The sequence below is a fragment of the Aeromonas sp. TECH754 genome (assembly GCF_056279295.1).
This window is the reverse complement of sequence record NZ_JBWBRA010000001.1, coordinates 3,675,255-3,692,960: the sequence shown is the minus strand read 5'-3', so window position 1 is coordinate 3,692,960 and position 17,706 is coordinate 3,675,255. Positions and strand designations below refer to the sequence as shown.

Below are 17,706 nucleotides of genomic sequence, written 5' to 3'. Positions count from 1 at the left end.
GGCTGGATGCTGGCCGCCCTGCTGGGTGGCCTGATCTTGCTGGGGCTGGCGGTATATGCCGGCACCCTGCTTGCCCGTCTCAAGCGCCAGCACGATGCGCAGCAGCAGGCCATCGCGGCCCGCAATGAACGCATCCTCGACAGCGTCAGGGTGATCGCCCATGCGGTGCGGGACGGTCAGTGCGACTATTCCGAAGGGGCCATCCGGCTGACCAATCTGCTGGATGCCTTGCAGATCAAGGGGGGACGTGCCTTCGCCAGCGAATTTCCCGGCCTGTATACGCTCTATGAGAAGGTGAAAGAGATGCCGACTCACGAGGCGAGGCGGGCCCTCAAGCGCAATGAAGTGATGAAGATGGATCTAGAGCGCGGCGGCTATGAGGCCGAACTGGAGGCGCAGATCCTCAAGGATGTTGCCCAGCTGAAGGACTTTCAGTTAAGTCTTTGATGACAATAAGAAAGAGGAAGCAAGCGTGCAAATAGAGCAGATTGTGTGGGACCAGACCCTGATCGAGAAATACAACTACAGCGGCCCGCGTTACACCTCCTATCCCACAGCGCTGGAATTCAGCGAGCAGTTTGGTTACCCGGACTTTGTTCACGCCGCGGGCCAGTATCCGACCCGCAATCTGTCGCTCTACGTGCACATCCCCTTCTGTCACAAGCTCTGCTATTACTGCGGCTGCAACAAGGTGATCACCCGCCACCAGCACAAGGCCGATCAATACCTCGATTACCTCGAGCAGGAGATCAAGGCGCAGGCTCCCCTGTTCAAACACCGGCTGGTGACCCAGTTGCACTGGGGCGGCGGTACTCCCACCTATCTGAACGAAGCCCAGACCCGGCGGCTGATGACCATGCTGCGCGAGCACTTCGATTTTGCGAGCGAAGGCGAGATCAGCATCGAGGTCGATCCGCGGGAGATCGAGCTGTCCATGCTGGATGTGCTGCGGGAGCTGGGCTTTCAACCGCATCAGCCTCGGCGTGCAGGACTTCAACAAGGCGGTCCAGGTCGCGGTCAATCGCGAGCAGGACAACGACTTCATCCGCGCCATGCTGGAGCGGGCCCGGGAACTGGGCTTCCGTTCCACCAATCTCGACCTCATCTACGGCCTGCCGCACCAGAATCGCGACAGCTTCCACCACACCCTGGAGGAAGTGCTCAAGACGGATCCGGCCCGCCTCTCCATCTTCAACTACGCCCATCTGCCGAGCCGGTTTGCCGCCCAGCACAAGCTGAAAGAGGCCGACATGCCGGCACCCCGGGAGAAGCTGGCCATGTTGCAGGACACCATCGCCTTCCTCACCGGCCAGGGTTACCAGTTCATCGGCATGGATCACTTCGCCAAGCCCGACGACGAGCTGGCGGTGGCGCAGCGTGAGGGCAAGCTGCATCGCAACTTCCAGGGTTATACCACCCAGGGCGACTGCGATCTGCTGGGGTTGGGGGTCTCCTCCATCAGCATGATCGGCGATGCCTACTCCCAGAACCAGAAGGAACTCAAGGCGTACTACGGTCAGGTTGACGCGCTCGGTCATGCCCAGTGGAAGGGGTGCTCCCTCAGCCGGGACGACCTGATCCGCCGGGAGGTGATCAAGCGTCTCATCTGTGACTTCAGCCTGAACTTCGCCGCCGTGGAGCAGGCACACGGCCTGGTCTTCAAGGAGTATTTCGCCGAGGATCTCAAGCTGTTGCAGACCTTCATCGACGACGACCTGGTGCGGATGACGGATGACGGGCTGGAGGTGGTCTCCACCGGTCAGCTGCTGATCCGCAACATCTGCATGTGCTTCGACGTCTACCTGCGCAGCAAGGCACGTCAGCAGCAGTTCTCCCGGGTGATCTGATCCGGCCATGCTCGGAAAATAAAAAAACCGCCTCTCGGCGGTTTTTTTATTGGGGGCGGGATGGCATTTAGTCCCGGCGGCTGGCGGCGCGGGCGCTCAGCTCGGCCTTTTCGGCATCGCTCAGGAAGGCCAGCGTCAGGCCATTTTGCTGGGCGGTACGGATTTCCACTGCGGTCATGCCGGCAGCGGGCGCCGCGACTTCGTATTCGTATGGCAAATCTATGCCTTCCACCGCAGGATCGTCGGTGTTGAGGCAGGCCAGCACGCCGGTGGCCAGGAACTGGCGGATCGGGTGCTCGGTGAGGCTCGCCACCGTGGTAGTCTGGATGTTGGAGGTGAGGCAGGATTCGATGCCGATGCGATGCTCCGCCAGATAGGCCATCAGGGCCGGATCCTGAATCGCCTTGACGCCATGGCCGATGCGCTCGGCACCGAGATCGCGAATGGCCTGCCACATGCTCTCGGGGCCGGCGGCTTCACCAGCGTGCACCGTTACGCGCATGCCCGCATCGCGCACCTTGCGAAAATGTTCGATGAACAGCTCACCCGGGAAGCCGAGCTCGTCACCGGCCAGATCGATGGCGACCAGACGATCCCGGTGGGCCAGGCAGGCGGCCAGTTCGGCCTGGCACTGCCCGGTGCCGAAGGTACGGCTCATGATGCCGATGAGATTGGTCTTGATGCCAAAGTCGCGGCTGCCGGCGGCCACGCCGTCGATGATGGCCTCCACCACGCCTTGTGGGTGCAGCTTGTGGGCCATGGCCATGTAGGCGGGGCTGAAGCGCAACTCGGCATAGTCGATGCCGGCGCGCAGCAGATCTTCCACGTTCTCGTAGGCGACCCGGCGGCAGGCATCGTAATCGGCCAGCACGGCCACCCCCCAGTCCAGCTTCTTCAGGAAGGCAACCAGACTCGGCTCATTCTCGACGATCTGCACGTGGGGGCGCAGTGCCTCCAGCTCATCGGCGGGCAGCTGGATGTTGTGCAGGCGGCCCAGCTCGAGAATGGTCTGCGGACGGATGTTGCCGTCCAGATGGCGGTGCAGGTCGGTCAGGGGGAGGGATCTGTCAATCATGGTGGCGCCTTCTGCGAGTCGGTGGAAAGCCTGCCATTCTAGGCAGGGCCCTTAAAAAAGATACCCCGTTTGCATGCAAACGGGGTCTTATTGGCAGGGGATTCGTCAAGGCGTGATGGGAATCGTTTTTCCCAAAGGCTCAAGGAATGTCGAGTTCCTTGAGCTTGCGGGTCAGGGTGTTGCGGCCCCAGCCGAGCAGGCGGGCGGCCTCCTGCTTGTGGCCACGGGTATGTTCCAGCGCGGTTTCCAGCATGATCCGCTCGAACTGGGGCAGGGCATCGGCCAGGATGTCGATCTCCCCCAGCGCCAGCTTGGCGGCCACCCAATCCTGCAACTGCTGCTGCCAGCCACCGGTGAGGGCAGGCTGGCCCGGTTCCGCCGTGCTGGTGATGGGGGTGAGCAGCTCGGTGGGCAGATCGCTCACCAGCACCTCCTGTCCCGAGGCCATCACCGTCAGCCAGCGGCAGACGTTCTCCAGCTGGCGTACGTTGCCCGGCCAGGGCAGGCGACTGACGTAGGCCTGGGTATCCGGGTGCAGGCTCTTGGCCTCCACGTTCAGCTCTTTGGCGGCCCGCAGCAGGAAGTGATGGGCGAGTTGGGGAATGTCCTCTCGCCGCTCCTTGAGGGCGGGGATGTGGATGCGGATGACGTTGAGGCGATGGAACAGATCTTCGCGAAACTCGCCGTCGGCGACCCGCTTCTCCAGGTTCTGGTGGGTGGCGGCGATGATCCGTACATCCACCTGCACCGGTTGGTGGCCACCGACCCGATAGAATTGGCCATCCGCCAGCACCCGCAGCAGCCGGGTCTGCACGTCCAGCGGCATGTCGCCTATCTCGTCGAGGAACAGGGTACCGCCGTCGGCCTGCTCGAAGCGGCCGTGGCGGATGTTGTTGGCACCGGTGAAGGCGCCCTTCTCGTGGCCGAACAGCTCGGATTCGATGAGATCTTTCGGGATGGCCGCCATGTTGAGGGCGATGAAGTTCTTGTGGGCACGGGGGCTGTGCTTGTGCAGGGCATGGGCGACCAGCTCCTTGCCGGTACCGCTCTGACCGTTGATCAGTACCGAGATGCTGGAGCGGGAGAGCCGGCCGATGGCGCGAAACACCTCCTGCATGGCGGGAGCCTCGCCGATGATCTCGGGGCTGTTGCCGGGCTCCTGCTGGCGTGCCTTGCGTTTGGTGCGCTGTTCCTTGAGATGATTCTCGGCGCGGCGTACCAGGGTGACCGCCTCGTCGATGTCGAACGGCTTGGGCAGGTATTCGAAGGCGCCGCGCTGGTAGGCGTTGACCGCACTGTCGAGATCCGAGTGGGCCGTCATGATGATGATGGGCAAGTCGGCCTGTCGACGGTGGATCTGCTCCAGCAAACTGAGGCCATCGATACCCGGCATGCGAATATCGGACAGGATCACGTCCGGTGAACGCATCTCCAGCGAGCTCAGCAGGGCTTCGCCATCGGCAAAGCTCTCGCATTCGAAGCCCTCGCTGCCAAGGGTACGCTCCAGAACCCACCGGATGGAGCTGTCGTCGTCGACGATCCACACTTTTGCTGTCATGAGGTTCCCTTATTTGCGAAGCGGTAGATAGATGGTGAATTCGGTATGGCCGGGCCAGCTGATGCAGTCGATGCGTCCCTTGTGCTGATCGATCAGGTTCTGGGCGATGGAGAGACCGAGGCCGGTGCCCCCCTCCTTGCCGGTGATCATGGGATAGAACAGGGTGTCGCGAATGGCATCGGGGATGCCGGGGCCGTTGTCGATGATCTTGATCTCGGCCGCCAGCCGGTAACGCTGGCCGTGGATGGTGATCTGGAAGGCGGTGCGGGTCTTGATGCGAATAAGGCCGGCCTGCTCACCCAGTGCCTCGGCGGCGTTGCGCACCATGTTGAGGAAGGCCTGCTGCAGCTGATCCGCCTCCATCTCGAACTCGGGAATGCTGGGGTCGTAGTCCCGCTCGATGCGGATCTGGGGCGGTAGTTCCAGATCCACCAGACGGCGCACCTGCTCCAGCACCGAGTGCACGTTGTGCATCTGGTGGCGACCGGGACGCTGGGGGCCGAGCAGGCGATCGACCAGTACCCGCAGGCGGTCCGCCTGTTCGATGATGATGCCGGTATATTCGCGCAGGGCAGGGTCGGGCAACTCCTTTTGCAGCAATTGGGCCGCTCCGCGCAGGCCGCCAAGCGGGTTCTTGATCTCGTGGGCCAGACCGCGCACCAGCTCCTTGGCGGCCTGCTGCTGGGCGTGTTGCTGCAACTCCTGGCTGATCTTCTTCTGTTGATCGATCTTGCGCAGCTCCACCACCATCAGCCGCTGCTCATTGTCCCCCAGGCTGTCGGCCATGGGGCTCACGCTGATCTCGACCAGCCTGGGCTCCCCCTCCACCACCAGGGTGACTTCGCTGTCGGTGAACCCCTGCCCCGAAATGAGGCACTGCTTGAACCGTTGCAAGTCGAGGGAAATGTGCTCAAGCAGATGGGGCAGCTCGATCCCGATCAGTCGTCGTTCGCTGAGGGAGAGCAGCTGTTCGGCCGCCGGGTTGACGAATTGGATGCAGAGCCGCTCATCCATCAGGATGACGGCGGTCAGCAGATTGTCCAAGAGTGTCTTGGCGTGGTCCAGGCGGGTTGGCACAGGTTTCTCCCTAAAACGGTGCTGCACACCAATTATGCACCGATATGGTGCATTGAGTTTACCCGCATCGGTGCATCACATCACCCCTAATTGGCCTTGGGGGTGGCTTTGGGAGCCTGATCCACTGTCGTTCTATGCAGGTAGAAGGTGGTTAGCTTGGATTTAGCAAGGATCGTACCGTCTTTGGCGAGCAGCTCGAGCTGTGCCTCATGGGCACCCCGATCGAGGTTCTCGACCCGGATAGCCAGGCTGTTGTGGGCGAGGGGGGCAGCCTTGCCGTCCAGGGTCAGGCGCACATCGAACTGCACCGGGGCCTGAGGGTGGATCTGGCCCTGGAAGACGATGTTGCCTGTGTTGTCACGCAGGGTGCTGCCGGGCTCAGGAGAGAGCAACTCTATGGTCAGCTGGGTGGCTTCCTGTGCCTTCTTGGCATCGACGCCGGTCAGGCTGTTGAAGTTGTCGACCTGAACCGAGTGCGGTGAGGTGCCGATGAGGGGAGAGACTCGCAGGTCTATCTCCTTGGCATTCTTGCCGGGGGGAGGGGCATCCGTGTAGTGGGTGACGCCATTGGCATCGGTCCAGGAATAGACTCTGGCAGCCTGGGCGGTGCAGGACATCATCAGCAATAGGCCCAGCATCCATGGTACTGTTTTCATCCATCTCTCCTTGACGGGGTTTCACATAATCCTATCAGAGAAAAAACTGTCAGACCGATTGTCGGGTTTGTGGTGGTGATATAGATCCTTTAGTTAGCAAACGCGCCAGCCTGGCCGACGGGACCATGATATTTCAGCCCCTTAGATAAAAAACCCGCCAGATGGCGGGTTTTTCAATTGAGACAAGCTTTCCGGCTTAGACGGAGTAGTACAGCTCGAATTCCAGCGGATGCGGGGTCATGCGGACACGATCCACGTCATGCTGCTTCAGCTCCAGGTAGGAGTTGATGAAGTCATCGCTGAATACGCCACCACGGGTCAGGAATTCGCGATCGCTGTTCAGGGCGGACAGCGCCTCGTCCAAGGAACCGGCAACGGTCGGCACTTCTGCGGCTTCTTCCGGCGGCAGGTCATACAAGTTCTTGTCCATGGCATCGCCCGGATGGATCTTGTTGATGATGCCGTCCAGACCGGCCATCAGCTGGGCGGCGAAGGCCAGGTAGGGGTTGGCAGCCGGATCCGGGAAGCGCACCTCGATACGGCGGGCTTTCGGGCTCGGTACCACCGGGATACGGATGGAGGCAGAGCGGTTGCGGGCGGAGTAGGCCAGCATGACCGGTGCTTCATAACCCGGTACCAGACGCTTGTAGGAGTTGGTGGTCGGGTTGGCGAAGGCGTTGATGGCCTTGGCGTGCTTGATGATGCCGCCGATGTAGTGCAGTGCCATCTCGGACAGACCGCCGTACAGGTCACCGGCGAACAGGTTGACGCCGTTCTTGGCCAGGGACTGGTGGCAGTGCATGCCGGAGCCGTTGTCACCGAACATGGGTTTTGGCATGAAGGTGACGGTCTTGTTGTAGGCGTGGGCCACGTTGTGGATCACGTACTTCAGTACCTGTACTTCATCCGCTTTCAGGGTAAGGGTGTTGAAACGGGTCGCGATCTCGTTCTGACCGGCGGTCGCCACTTCGTGGTGGTGAGCCTCAACGACCTGGCCCATCTCTTCCAGCACCAGACACATGGCGGCGCGGATGTCCTGGGAGGAGTCAACCGGTGCAACCGGGAAGTAGCCACCCTTGACGAAGGGACGGTGACCCTTGTTGCCGTGCTCGTACTCGGTACCCGAGTTCCAGGCCGCTTCTTCGGATTCGATCTTCACGAAGCTGTGGCCCATGGTGTTGGAGAAGGTGATGTTGTCGAACATGAAGAATTCCGGCTCCGGCCCGAACAGCACGGTGTCAGCGATGCCGCTGGACTTCAGGAAATCTTCGGCGCGCTTGGCGATGGAGCGCGGGTCACGGTCGTAGCCTTGCATGGTGGCAGGCTCGAGCACGTCACAGACGATGTTCAGGGTGGTCTCTTCGGTGAAGGGATCCAGCTTGGCGGAGGCCGCATCCGGCATCAGCACCATGTCAGACTCGTTGATGCCCTTCCAGCCGCCGATGGAGGAACCATCGAACATCTTGCCGTCTTCGAAGAACTCTTCGTTGACCTGATGGGAAGGGATAGATACGTGCTGCTCTTTACCCTTGGTGTCGGTAAAACGCAGATCAACAAACTTGACTTCGTGTTCCTGGATCAAGGCCAAAACGTTCTGGGCTGACATGCTAAGTAACCTCCGGTGTTAAAACTCTTTGAGTGAATGCGTCGTCATATTCACATAAGCCAGTATCGTGCCAAGTTTGTGACAGCTTGATTTCAGGGCATTTGCACCGTTTCAGGCTGTCGGGTCACCCGCTCTCGTGCATGGTCGCGCCTCAAAGTGGTGCAACCTTGGATCGTTTTGGTGCACCAGGATGGTGCGCCCACGCCCCGATGCCATCTAAGCAGGCTTTCCACGCGGGGTCCATGATCCAGATCCCCTGTTGTATGCGAATGTGCTGCAATTCTGCTAGGCAGATCACAAAGGCGAGAGTACAATTAGCGCCCAATTTTACCCGGTGATTTGAGGCGAGAATGTTAGAGAATTTACGCAATATTGCGATTATTGCGCACGTTGACCACGGCAAAACGACTCTGGTTGATAAGCTGCTGCAGCAATCCGGTACTCTGGATCGCACCAGCGAAGGTCAGGAACGGATCATGGACTCCAATGATCTGGAACGGGAACGTGGCATCACCATTCTCGCCAAGAACACTGCGATCCGCTGGAACGACTACCGCATCAACATCGTTGATACCCCGGGTCACGCCGACTTCGGTGGTGAAGTTGAGCGCGTGCTGTCCATGGTTGACTCCGTGCTGCTGCTGGTTGACGCCGTTGACGGTCCGATGCCGCAAACCCGTTTCGTGACCCAGAAGGCGTTCGCCCAGGGTCTGAAGCCGATCGTGGTCATCAACAAGATCGACCGTCCGGGTGCTCGTCCTGATTGGGTAATGGACCAGGTATTCGACCTGTTTGACAACCTGGGTGCCACCGATGACCAGCTGGACTTCAAAGTGGTCTACGCCTCTGCACTGAACGGTTGGGCCACCATGGATCTGGACACCGAGTCCGAGAACATGGAACCCCTGTTCCAGGCCATCGTTGACAACGTAGAAGCCCCTGCAGCGGACGCTGACGGTGGTTTCCAGATGCAGATCTCCCAGCTGGACTACAACTCCTACGTCGGTGTTATCGGTATCGGCCGCATCACCCGTGGTCGCGTCAAGACCAACCAGCAAGTCACCATCGTCGGTGCCAACGGCAAGACCCGTACCGGTAAAGTTGGCCAGGTGCTGGGTTACCTGGGTCTGTCCCGTACCGAAGTGACCGACGCCGAAGCTGGCGACATCATTGCCATCACCGGTCTGGGCGAGCTGAAGATCTCCGACACCATCTGTGACAACAATGCCGTCGAAGCCCTGCCGCCGCTCTCCGTTGACGAGCCGACCGTGAACATGACCTTCCAGGTCAACACCTCACCGTTCGCCGGCAAAGAAGGCAAGTTCGTGACCTCCCGCAACATCATGGAGCGTCTGAACCAGGAGCTGGTTCACAACGTGGCCCTGCGCGTGGAAGAGACCGAAGATCCGGACAAGTTCCGCGTCTCCGGCCGTGGTGAACTGCACCTGTCCATCCTGATCGAAAACATGCGTCGCGAAGGCTACGAGCTGGCGGTATCCCGTCCGGAAGTTATCCTGCGCACCATTGACGGCGTTCTGCAGGAACCGTTCGAAACCGTAACCGTCGACGTGGAAGAGATCCACCAGGGTTCAGTGATGGAGCAACTCGGCCTGCGTAAGGGCGAGATGACCAACATGACCCCGGATGGCAAGGGTCGTGTCCGTCTGGACTTCATGATCCCGAGCCGTGGTCTGATCGGTTTCCAGACCGAGTTCCTGACCATGACTTCCGGTACCGGTCTGCTGTACCACACCTTCGACCATTACGGTCCGCACAAGGGTGGCAGCATCGGTGAGCGTCAGAACGGCGTGCTGATCTCCAACGCTACCGGCAAGGCCCTGACCTTCGCCCTGTTCGGTCTGCAAGACCGTGGTCGTCTGTTCATCGGTCACGCGACCGAAGTGTACGAAGGCCAGGTGATCGGTATTCACTCCCGCTCCAACGATCTGACTGTTAACTGCCTGAAGGGCAAACAGTTGACCAACATGCGTGCCTCCGGTACCGACGAAGCCCAGGTGCTGACTCCGCCGATCCGCATGACCCTGGAGCAGGCGCTCGAGTTCATCGACAACGATGAGCTGGTCGAGATCACGCCGAAGGCGATCCGTATCCGCAAGAAACTGCTGACCGAGATGGATCGCAAGCGCGCCGGTCGTGCTTGATATCTGTTCATCGACAGACAGAGAGAGGCCTTCGGGCCTCTTTTTTTATGGCCATTTGTCGCCTTGTCGCCCGCCATCGGCCATCTCCGGCCGGCCATGGGTGGTCAAATGGCCACCCTATCTGACACAATATCCCCATGATGAATTGTTCGAGAACCACGATGCAGCACAAAATCAGCGGCCGCCTGGCTCATGTAATCTCCTTCTTGCGCCACGACGGTGGCCACTTCGCCCAGTTTGTCTGGGGTCGTTTCCAACAGGACAGATTGACCGTGACTGCCGGCTATCTGGCCTATGTGACCCTGCTCTCCCTGGTGCCCATGGTCGCCGTGGTGTTCGGCATGATGTCGGCCTTTCCCGTATTCCAGAGCCTGAAACAGGCGATGGAGCAGTTCGTCTATCACAACTTCGTGCCCACCGCCGGCGAGATGCTCAAGGAGTACATCGACGGCTTCGTGGCCAATGCCACCAACACCACGGCGGTCGGCATCGGCGCCCTGATCGTGGTGGCGCTGATGCTGATCTCGGCCATCGACAAGAACCTCAACTACATCTGGCGCTCGACCCAGAACCGGCCGCTGGCCCAGGCCTTCGCCATGTACTGGATGATCCTGACCCTGGGGCCCGTGCTCATCGGCGCCAGTCTCGCCATCTCCTCCTATATCCTGTCGCTCAAGCTGTTTGCCGCCGACAGCCTGTTCGGGGTGGGCTATCTGCTGCTGCGCAGTCTGCCATTCCTGTTCTCGGTGCTCACCTTCCTGCTGATCTATACCGTGGTGCCGAACTGCAAGGTGCGGCTGAGCCATGCCTTGATCGGTGCCCTGGTGGCAGCCACCCTGTTCGAGCTGGCCAAGCGTGGCTTTGCCATCTACATCACCAACTTCCCCTCCTATCAGGCCATCTACGGTGCCCTGGCGACCATCCCCATCCTGTTCGTCTGGGTCTACCTGAGCTGGTTGGTGGTGTTGCTGGGGGCGGAGACCACCGCCTGCCTCGGTGAATATGAGAAACCGGGGGCGGAGGAGCTGGGCTGAGTCCGGGGCCTGTTGCGGTGATGGCCGTGCCGAGAAGTTGGCCTCTGCCCGCCGCTTATTGCTAACATTGACGACCGCCTTCGGGCGGTCGCTTATTTTTGACATGGACTAAGGAGTCACGGGTGATTGCATTGATTCAACGGGTATCCGAGGCCAGCGTGACCGTGGAGGGCGACGTGGTCGGTGCCATCGACGGCGGTCTGCTGGTGCTGCTCGGGGTGGAGCAGGGGGATGATGAGGCCAAGGCCGACAAGTTGCTGCACAAGGTGAGCGGCTACCGGATCTTCTCCGACGAGGCCGGCAAGATGAATCTCAACGTGAGCCAGGCGGGCGGCAGCCTGCTGGTCGTCTCCCAGTTCACCCTGGCGGCGGATACCGGCAAGGGGATGAGACCCAGCTTCTCCGGCGGGGCCCATCCGGTGGAGGCTGAGCGACTCTACGATTATTTCGTCACCCGGGCGAAGGCGAGTGGCCTGCCGACCGAGACCGGCCGCTTCGCCGCCGACATGAAGGTGCGGCTGCTCAACGACGGCCCGGTGACCTTCTGGCTGCAGGTCTGACGGGCAGTTTATTGTTTGTTTTAGTGGGTTTCATTAGCGTATTCGGTAGGTAAATGTAAATTAATCGATATTAAACACTGCCTCCGGGTGGCATGCCGCCCGGCTCAGGCCTCTCTGCCTCGGCGCTAGGCCTGCTGGCTCATGCTGTGCAGGATGACATTGCGGTAGCCGGGCACGGCGTGGATCTCGGTCGGCCCAATCCACTCCCGGGCCAGCCGCAGCGCCTGCTCCTGCTCCAGTCGGGTGCGGGGCAGCAGGTTGATGATGAGGGTGCCAGAGAGGCGCTGGGCCAATGCCTGATAGAGCGGAGCCTGGAACAACAGCAGCGGGTTGCCATCCTGATTGAACAGATCCAGCAGCACCAGGTCGTAGTGCGCTGTGCTCTGGAGCAGGAACTGGAGGGCATCGGCATGGTGCAGCCGGGGTTCGCGCCTAGAGGAGGGCTGAAAGAACTGCTGGAACAGGGTGATGATCTCGGCGTCCAGATCCACGCAGTCGTGGTGCGCTTCGGGCCAGCGCGTGGCCAGATGGCGGCTGAGATCGCCGCCGCCGAGCCCCAGCTCCAGGATGCGACTCGCCTGGGCTGGCAGCCGTTCTGCGATATGGCGCTGATGGGGCAGGCAGAGCGCGGCCGGATCGGCGAGGCTCATTGCCGACTGCACCACGCCGTCCATCTCCAGCCAGCGGTGCTGGCCATTTTCCAGGATGCAGAGCCGGCGCTCGGGCTTGGCGCTGAGGTGCAATAAGTGGTCGGCTTGGTACGCTTGCAGATTGAAGTCCATGAATTTGCACGGCAAGATGGTTTTCGACCAGTGTAACTCAAGGATGTATCTATGTACCGGGTGGTCACCCCTCAAACGGCAGCCGAACTGGATGCCTACTACCTGTTGCGCTGGGAACTGCTGCGCAAACCCTTCAACCTGCCCATCGGCTCCGAGCGGGACGAATACGACAGCGTCGCCATCCATCGGCTGATGCTGGCCGAGGATGGCACCCCCATCGCCGTCGGCCGGCTGTTCGTCGGAGGTGACGAGGCCCAGATCCGCTTCATGGCGCTGCGCACCGAGTACCGAGGTCAGGGGCTGGGGGCCCGCATGGTGGACGATCTCGAGCAACTCGCCCGCGACGAGAAGGTGACACGACTGGTGATGAATGCGCGCCAGGAGGCGGTGGAGTTCTACCGCCGCTGCGGCTTCCTCGAGGTGGGGGAAGGTCCCGTCTCCTTTGGCCGCATCGCCCACCGCCAGATGATCAAGTCCCTGAGTCCGCTGCAAACCATCCAGTATCGCCCGGAGTGGTGCCAGGATCTCACCACTCGCTGGTCGCGGGGCATTCCCATCAGCGAGAAGATGGGGGTTCACATCACCCATTACGACGGCCAGACCTTCCATCTCAAGGCCAAGCTGGCGGCCAACCTCAATGTGCACGACACCATGTTCGCCGGCAGCATCTACAGCCAGTGCGTGCTGGCGGGATGGGGGCTCATTTGGCTGCAGCTCAAGGAAGCCGGGCTCGGTGGTGATACCGTGCTGGCCGAGGGCAACATCAAGTATTACCGTCCGGTGAACGAGGAGCCGGAGGCGAGGGTGGCCCGCGAGGGAATGCCCGCCGTGCTGGCACCGCTCAAGGAGGGGGAATCGGCCAAGTTCAGCCTCAAGGTGCAGCTATTCAGCGGCCGCAAGTTGGCGGCGGAATTCCAGGGGCAGTACGTGGTGCTGCCGATCAAGCGGGCCGGACACTAGTCTTTCTCTCCCCTGCTAACAAACAAGGCCTCATCGCGAGGCCTTGTTTGTTATTGGGTGCTTGCCGCGGTGGCGGGCCGCCACAGCGGGCTGCTGCGGCCCTGGGCCGGATAGCGCACGCCGGCCTCCCAGTCGCAGGGGGCCTGGGCCGGCAGCTCCCAATTCAGGCTGGGATCATCGAGCGGGCCGCGCCAGCGGGCCAGCAGTTCGGCGCAGCGCTGGCCGTTGAGCACGCCGAGATCCAGCTGCCATTCGCCTTTGGCCAGATCCACGCCCCCCTGTAGGGCGAGCAGGTGGGTGATGGTGGCGGCGCCGGCTTGCTCGATCTCAAGCCGACCCTGCTGTGCCTTGGCCTGCAGCCTGATGCGATAGAAGGGAGTATCGCCCTGCTGCAGCGCCTGCCATAGCTCCGCCGGCGTCAGGCTGGGGGGCTTGCTGCCCTTGAACCACTGATCCAGCAGGGGATCGATCCCGACCTTGTCCCAGAAGGGATCCCTGGCGTCCAGGCTCAGGCTGCCCTGCAGCGTGCTGCGCCAGCCGCCAGGCTCCTGCGTCATCGCCGCCTGCAGATCGGCGCCTATGTCCACCTTGCCCGCCAGAGAGAGGGAGGATGGCGACAGCGGGCGCAGGATCTTGCCCCACTGCTCCAGATCCAGCTGCTTGCCCTGCAGTTGCAGCTGGCTGATCTGACCGGGCTCCTTGCCCCACTGGCCGCTCAGGCTGAGGGAGCCTTCATCCGGCAGTGCGCTGGTCAGCTTGTTGAGCTGCCAGGAGCTGGGGGTCAGTTCCCCATCGAGCTCGCCGTTGCGGGCCGGGAGGCCATCCCACACCAGTTCGAACCACTTGCTCTCGACCCTGGCCCGGCCGAGCAGGGGCCCGGGCTGGCTGCCGCGCAGGCTGAGGTCGGTCAGGTAGAACTGCCAGCCGGTCAGGGACAGCGGCAGGGCATCGTCGAAGGAGAGCACCTTGAGCCTGTCGAACGTCAGCTTGCGCACGTCGATCTGTTGCGGCCGCCAGCTCTGCCAGTCCTGCCACCAACCGTCCGGCAGGCTGATGTCCATGCCGCTCAGCGCCATCTCCTTGAGGGTCAGCTTCTGCAGATCGGGATCCGCAGCCAGCTCCAGGCTGAACTCCCCTTCGTACGCCTTGCCCTGCAACTCGGCATCGATCTGCTGGGGCGAGAAGGCGAGCCGCCCCTTGATCGCTTCCAGCTGGAACAGGCCACGGCCGAGATCCGCGAGGGAGCCGGAGAGGTAGCCGCTCGGCCGCTGGCCGGCCTGCCAGTCGAAGGCGGTCAACTGGCCGCTGAAGTTGTTGAGGGCGATCTCCTGGGCGATGGCATTGACACTGGTCTGGTCGAACTGGCCCCGATCCAGGCTGATCTGGCGCAGGGGAAACTCCCCTTGCTCGAAGTCGCCGAGCTCGACCCGCATGGCGCGCGCCTTGAGTGCGTGCAGCTGCAGACTGCGCTCGGGCCAGTTCAGCACCATGCCGGTCTCCAGCAGGCCATCGAACAGGTTGGCGGTCAGCTTGTCCGCGCTCAGCACCTGACCCTCCAGCCGTCCCTTCAGGTTGAGACGGGCGAGGGTGAACTGGGGCGTCTCCAGCTGGTTGATACTGAGGCTGAGATTGGCCTGGGGTTGGCGCTTGGGATCGATCAGCTCCCAGTCGCTCAGGGTGGCGCTCAGGCCGCGCAGGGTCAGGTCCTGGCTCAGCAGGCTGAGGTTGTCGATGGTGCTGTCGCCGATGGTGAGTGAGCGTACCGGCAGGGTCGGCAATTGGTTGGGGAGCGGCAGCTTGATGACGGGGCGGATGAGGTCCAGATGGGCGATGCGCACATCCCGGTTCAGCCAGTCGATGTTGTCTATCTCCAGATAGATCTTGTCCAGCTGCACCGCATCCCCGTAGTGCACCTGTTCCGCCAGCAGGGTGTAGGGGTGCAGCGGATTGAACACCAGCCGGCCGATGGAGACGGGCACGCCGGTCTGCTGACTGAGCCAGTCGGCGATGGGGCCCCTGGCCCGTTCGGCGTCGAACAGGCCCAACCCCATCCAGACGAACAACAACAGGAAGGCGAACAGATAGAGCAGGGCGCGTAGCCAGGAATTCATCGGTGTGTTCCCTCCCTCGGGGTCTCGTCAGGCATTGGAATCGTGATCCCGCAGTCCCAGCTTGTGGCGGGTCAGCGGGGTGACGGGGGATGGACCATCAGGCCGTCTGGCCATCATCTGCATCTTTCCCTCATCAGGCATTGGAGTAGTGGTCTCTCAGCCCCAGCCAGCGGCGGATCAGCGGGTCGACGTGGCCCGGGTGTTTGTCCATCAGGAAGCGCGCCATCTTCTGCACCTGGGGAATGAGCGACTGGTCACGCACCAGATCGGCGATCTTGAGATCCGCGAGGCCAGTCTGGCGGGTGCCGAGCAGTTCCCCCGGGCCCCGCAGTTCCAGATCCCGCTGGGCGATCAGGAAGCCGTCGCTGGTCTCGCGCAGTACCCCGAGCCGGCTCTGGGCCGTCTTGGAGAGCGGGGCGTGGTAGAGCAGCACGCAGTGAGAGGCCACCGAACCGCGACCGACCCGGCCACGCAGCTGGTGCAACTGGGCTAGCCCGAGCCGCTCCGGGTTTTCGATGATCATCAGGCTGGCGTTCGGCACGTCCACCCCCACCTCGATGACGGTGGTGGCGACCAGCAGCTGCAGTATGCCGGCCTTGAACTCCTCCATCACCCGCTGCTTCTCCACCGGCCGCATCCGGCCGTGCACCAGCCCGATGTGCAGACCGGGCAGCTGGGCCTGCAGCTCGGTGGCGGTATCCTCGGCGGCCTGGCACTCCAGCACCTCGGACTCCTCGATCAGGGTGCAGACCCAGTAGGCCTGCTTGCCCTCCTGGCAGGCCAGCTTGACTCGCTCGATCACGTCGCCCCGGCGGCTGTCCGGCAGGGCGACCGTGGTGATGGGGGTGCGGCCTGGCGGCAGCTCGTCGATGACCGAGGTGTCGAGATCCGCGTAGGCGGTCATCGCCAGGGTGCGGGGGATGGGGGTCGCGGTCATGATCAGCTGATGGGGGTGAACCCCCTCCCGCTCGCCCTTCTCCCGCAGGGCGAGGCGCTGATGCACCCCGAATCTGTGTTGTTCGTCGATGATGACCAGGGCGAGGCGCTGGAACACCACCTGCTCCTGGAAGATGGCGTGGGTGCCCACCACCATCTTGACGCTGCCATCGGCGATGGCGGCCAGCGCTTCTTCTCGCGCCTTGCCTTTCTGCTTGCCCGCCAGCCAGCCGACCTGGATACCGAGGGGCTTCAGCCAGTGGGCGAAGTTGATGGCGTGCTGCTCGGCCAGCAGCTCGGTCGGCGCCATCAGCCCGACCTGACAGCCGTTGCCGATGGCCTGCAGCGCCGCCAGCGCTGCGACGAGTGTCTTGCCGGAACCCACGTCCCCCTGCACCAGCCGCATCATGGGGTAGCTGCGCTGCAGATCCTGGCTGATCTCGGCGACCACTCGGCTCTGGGCTCCGGTCGGCTTGAACGGCAGGGCGCCGAGCAGTTGCTTGACCAGGGTCGGTGCCGGTTTGAGCATCCGGGCCAGCTGGGTTTGCGCCTGGGCGCGCACTTTCAGCACCGACAGGTTGTGAGCCAGCAGCTCTTCGAGCACTAGTCGGCGCTGGGCCGGGTGCTGGCCGCTTTCCAGCAACGCCAGTGCCACCGAGGGGGGTGGGCGGTGCAACAGCCGCAGGGCGGCGGCCAGATCGATTTGTTGGGGATAGAGACCGGCGGGCAGCAGTTCATCCACGCCATAGAGATCAAGCTGGGCCAAGGCCTGATCGGTGAGGCTGCGCAGGCTGAGCTGACGCAGCCCTTCGGTAGTGGGGTAGACGGGAGTGAGGGCCTCTTCGGTCTGGCCGGCCTGCTCCTCGCCGAGCAGCTTGTACTCGGGATGGGCCATCTCCAGCCCGTATTTGCCGGGGCGTACCTCGCCGAAGCAGCGCAGCAGGCGGCCCTGGCTCAGACTGTTCTTCTGGGCGGCGGTGAAATTGAAGAAGCGCAGGGTCAGGCTGCCGGTGCCATCGCTGATGCGACACACCAGCATGCGGCGGCGCCCCATCACCAGCTGGGTATCCTGGATCTCGCCCTCGACTGCGCCATGCAGCCCCGGCGGCAGATCGCCGATGGGCCACACCTGGGTGCGATCCTCGTAGCGAAGGGGGAGGTGGAACATCAGATCCTGCACCGTCGCCAGACCCAGTCGTTCGAGTTTCTCCAGCATCTTGCTGCCGACGCCCTTGAGGCTGTCGAGGGAGATTTTATCCAATTTCATCAATTAGATGCCCAGAAATACTGTAAATATGTCCAGATAATAACAAAGCCCTGCCGAAAACGGGAGGGCTTTGGA

The 17,706-nt window shown here is 62.2% G+C and carries 13 protein-coding genes and 1 pseudogene; 6 read left to right on the top strand and 8 right to left on the bottom strand.

Translation table 11 applies throughout. The features are described 5' to 3' along the window. The first annotated feature begins 6 nt into the window (after window positions 1-6). Together ACZ9IL_RS16850 and hemN are read left to right on the top strand one after the other, a co-directional pair. Window positions 7-447, top strand: a complete 441-nt coding sequence (locus ACZ9IL_RS16850; protein ID WP_476005371.1) for a DUF2489 domain-containing protein — start codon at window positions 7-9, stop codon at window positions 445-447. 25 nt (window positions 448-472) lie between these two features. Further along, a pseudogene (hemN, locus tag ACZ9IL_RS16845) lies at window positions 473-1,847 on the top strand (oxygen-independent coproporphyrinogen III oxidase). A 67-nt stretch (window positions 1,848-1,914) separates the two neighbouring features. Here hemN and add read toward each other — a convergent pair. The 5 genes from add to glnA all read right to left on the bottom strand — a co-directional run bounded on the left by add (window position 1,915) and on the right by glnA (window position 7,819). Then, window positions 1,915-2,922: an adenosine deaminase gene (gene add / locus ACZ9IL_RS16840; protein ID WP_476004504.1), complete on the bottom strand. Its 1,008-nt coding sequence runs from the start codon at window positions 2,920-2,922 to the stop codon at window positions 1,915-1,917. Window positions 2,923-3,061: 139 nt separating this feature from the next. Then, window positions 3,062-4,480, bottom strand: a complete 1,419-nt coding sequence (glnG, locus tag ACZ9IL_RS16835) for a nitrogen regulation protein NR(I) (RefSeq protein WP_476004503.1) — start codon at window positions 4,478-4,480, stop codon at window positions 3,062-3,064. A gap of 9 nt (window positions 4,481-4,489) precedes the next feature. Beyond that, window positions 4,490-5,557: a nitrogen regulation protein NR(II) gene (gene glnL, locus ACZ9IL_RS16830; protein ID WP_476004502.1), complete on the bottom strand. Its 1,068-nt coding sequence runs from the start codon at window positions 5,555-5,557 to the stop codon at window positions 4,490-4,492. 86 nt (window positions 5,558-5,643) lie between these two features. Further along, the gene (locus tag ACZ9IL_RS16825; RefSeq protein WP_476004501.1) at window positions 5,644-6,213 is read right to left on the bottom strand and encodes a DUF4124 domain-containing protein; all 570 of its coding nucleotides are present in this window, start codon (window positions 6,211-6,213) and stop codon (window positions 5,644-5,646) included. A 196-nt stretch (window positions 6,214-6,409) separates the two neighbouring features. Next, complete coding sequence (glnA, locus tag ACZ9IL_RS16820) at window positions 6,410-7,819, bottom strand: glutamate--ammonia ligase (protein WP_042639233.1); 1,410 nt, start codon at window positions 7,817-7,819, stop codon at window positions 6,410-6,412. Window positions 7,820-8,169: 350 nt separating this feature from the next. On the opposite strand from glnA, the gene typA reads away from it, so the two are divergent. The 3 genes from typA (at window position 8,170) to dtd (ending at window position 11,575) form a co-directional block, all read left to right on the top strand. Then, window positions 8,170-9,981: a translational GTPase TypA gene (typA, locus tag ACZ9IL_RS16815; protein WP_476004500.1), complete on the top strand. Its 1,812-nt coding sequence runs from the start codon at window positions 8,170-8,172 to the stop codon at window positions 9,979-9,981. 161 nt (window positions 9,982-10,142) lie between these two features. After that, window positions 10,143-11,015, top strand: coding sequence for a virulence factor BrkB family protein (locus ACZ9IL_RS16810; protein WP_476004499.1), 873 nt, complete (start codon window positions 10,143-10,145; stop codon window positions 11,013-11,015). Between the two features lie 122 nt (window positions 11,016-11,137). Continuing rightward, window positions 11,138-11,575, top strand: a complete 438-nt coding sequence (gene dtd / locus ACZ9IL_RS16805; RefSeq protein ID WP_476004498.1) for a D-aminoacyl-tRNA deacylase — start codon at window positions 11,138-11,140, stop codon at window positions 11,573-11,575. A 125-nt stretch (window positions 11,576-11,700) separates the two neighbouring features. On the opposite strand, the gene ACZ9IL_RS16800 is transcribed toward dtd, so the two are convergent. After that, a complete protein-coding gene (locus ACZ9IL_RS16800; protein ID WP_476005370.1) occupies window positions 11,701-12,357 on the bottom strand; it encodes a spermidine synthase in 657 nt (218 codons plus the stop codon). Between the two features lie 51 nt (window positions 12,358-12,408). Between ACZ9IL_RS16800 and ACZ9IL_RS16795 the strand changes: the two genes are divergently transcribed. Next, on the top strand, window positions 12,409-13,317 hold the full coding sequence (locus tag ACZ9IL_RS16795) for a bifunctional GNAT family N-acetyltransferase/hotdog fold thioesterase (RefSeq protein ID WP_476004497.1): 909 nt from the start codon (window positions 12,409-12,411) through the stop codon (window positions 13,315-13,317). Window positions 13,318-13,367: 50 nt separating this feature from the next. Here the strand turns inward: ACZ9IL_RS16795 and ACZ9IL_RS16790 are convergent, their stop codons facing one another. Continuing rightward, window positions 13,368-15,428, bottom strand: a complete 2,061-nt coding sequence (locus ACZ9IL_RS16790) for an AsmA family protein (RefSeq protein ID WP_476004496.1) — start codon at window positions 15,426-15,428, stop codon at window positions 13,368-13,370. Window positions 15,429-15,561: 133 nt separating this feature from the next. Next, window positions 15,562-17,631, bottom strand: coding sequence for an ATP-dependent DNA helicase RecG (gene recG, locus ACZ9IL_RS16785; protein WP_476004495.1), 2,070 nt, complete (start codon window positions 17,629-17,631; stop codon window positions 15,562-15,564). Window positions 17,632-17,706 lie beyond the last annotated feature (75 nt).

Coding starts and splice junctions, on each gene's coding strand:
- ACZ9IL_RS16850 (WP_476005371.1), top strand. CDS start 7: ATGCTGGCCGCCCTGCTGGGTGGCCTGATCTTGCTGGGGCTGGCGGTA.
- add (WP_476004504.1), bottom strand. CDS start 2,922: ATGATTGACAGATCCCTCCCCCTGACCGACCTGCACCGCCATCTGGAC.
- glnG (WP_476004503.1), bottom strand. CDS start 4,480: ATGACAGCAAAAGTGTGGATCGTCGACGACGACAGCTCCATCCGGTGG.
- ACZ9IL_RS16825 (WP_476004501.1), bottom strand. CDS start 6,213: ATGAAAACAGTACCATGGATGCTGGGCCTATTGCTGATGATGTCCTGC.
- glnA (WP_042639233.1), bottom strand. CDS start 7,819: ATGTCAGCCCAGAACGTTTTGGCCTTGATCCAGGAACACGAAGTCAAG.
- typA (WP_476004500.1), top strand. CDS start 8,170: ATGTTAGAGAATTTACGCAATATTGCGATTATTGCGCACGTTGACCAC.
- ACZ9IL_RS16810 (WP_476004499.1), top strand. CDS start 10,143: ATGCAGCACAAAATCAGCGGCCGCCTGGCTCATGTAATCTCCTTCTTG.
- ACZ9IL_RS16800 (WP_476005370.1), bottom strand. CDS start 12,357: ATGGACTTCAATCTGCAAGCGTACCAAGCCGACCACTTATTGCACCTC.
- ACZ9IL_RS16795 (WP_476004497.1), top strand. CDS start 12,409: ATGTACCGGGTGGTCACCCCTCAAACGGCAGCCGAACTGGATGCCTAC.
- ACZ9IL_RS16790 (WP_476004496.1), bottom strand. CDS start 15,428: ATGAATTCCTGGCTACGCGCCCTGCTCTATCTGTTCGCCTTCCTGTTG.
- recG (WP_476004495.1), bottom strand. CDS start 17,631: ATGAAATTGGATAAAATCTCCCTCGACAGCCTCAAGGGCGTCGGCAGC.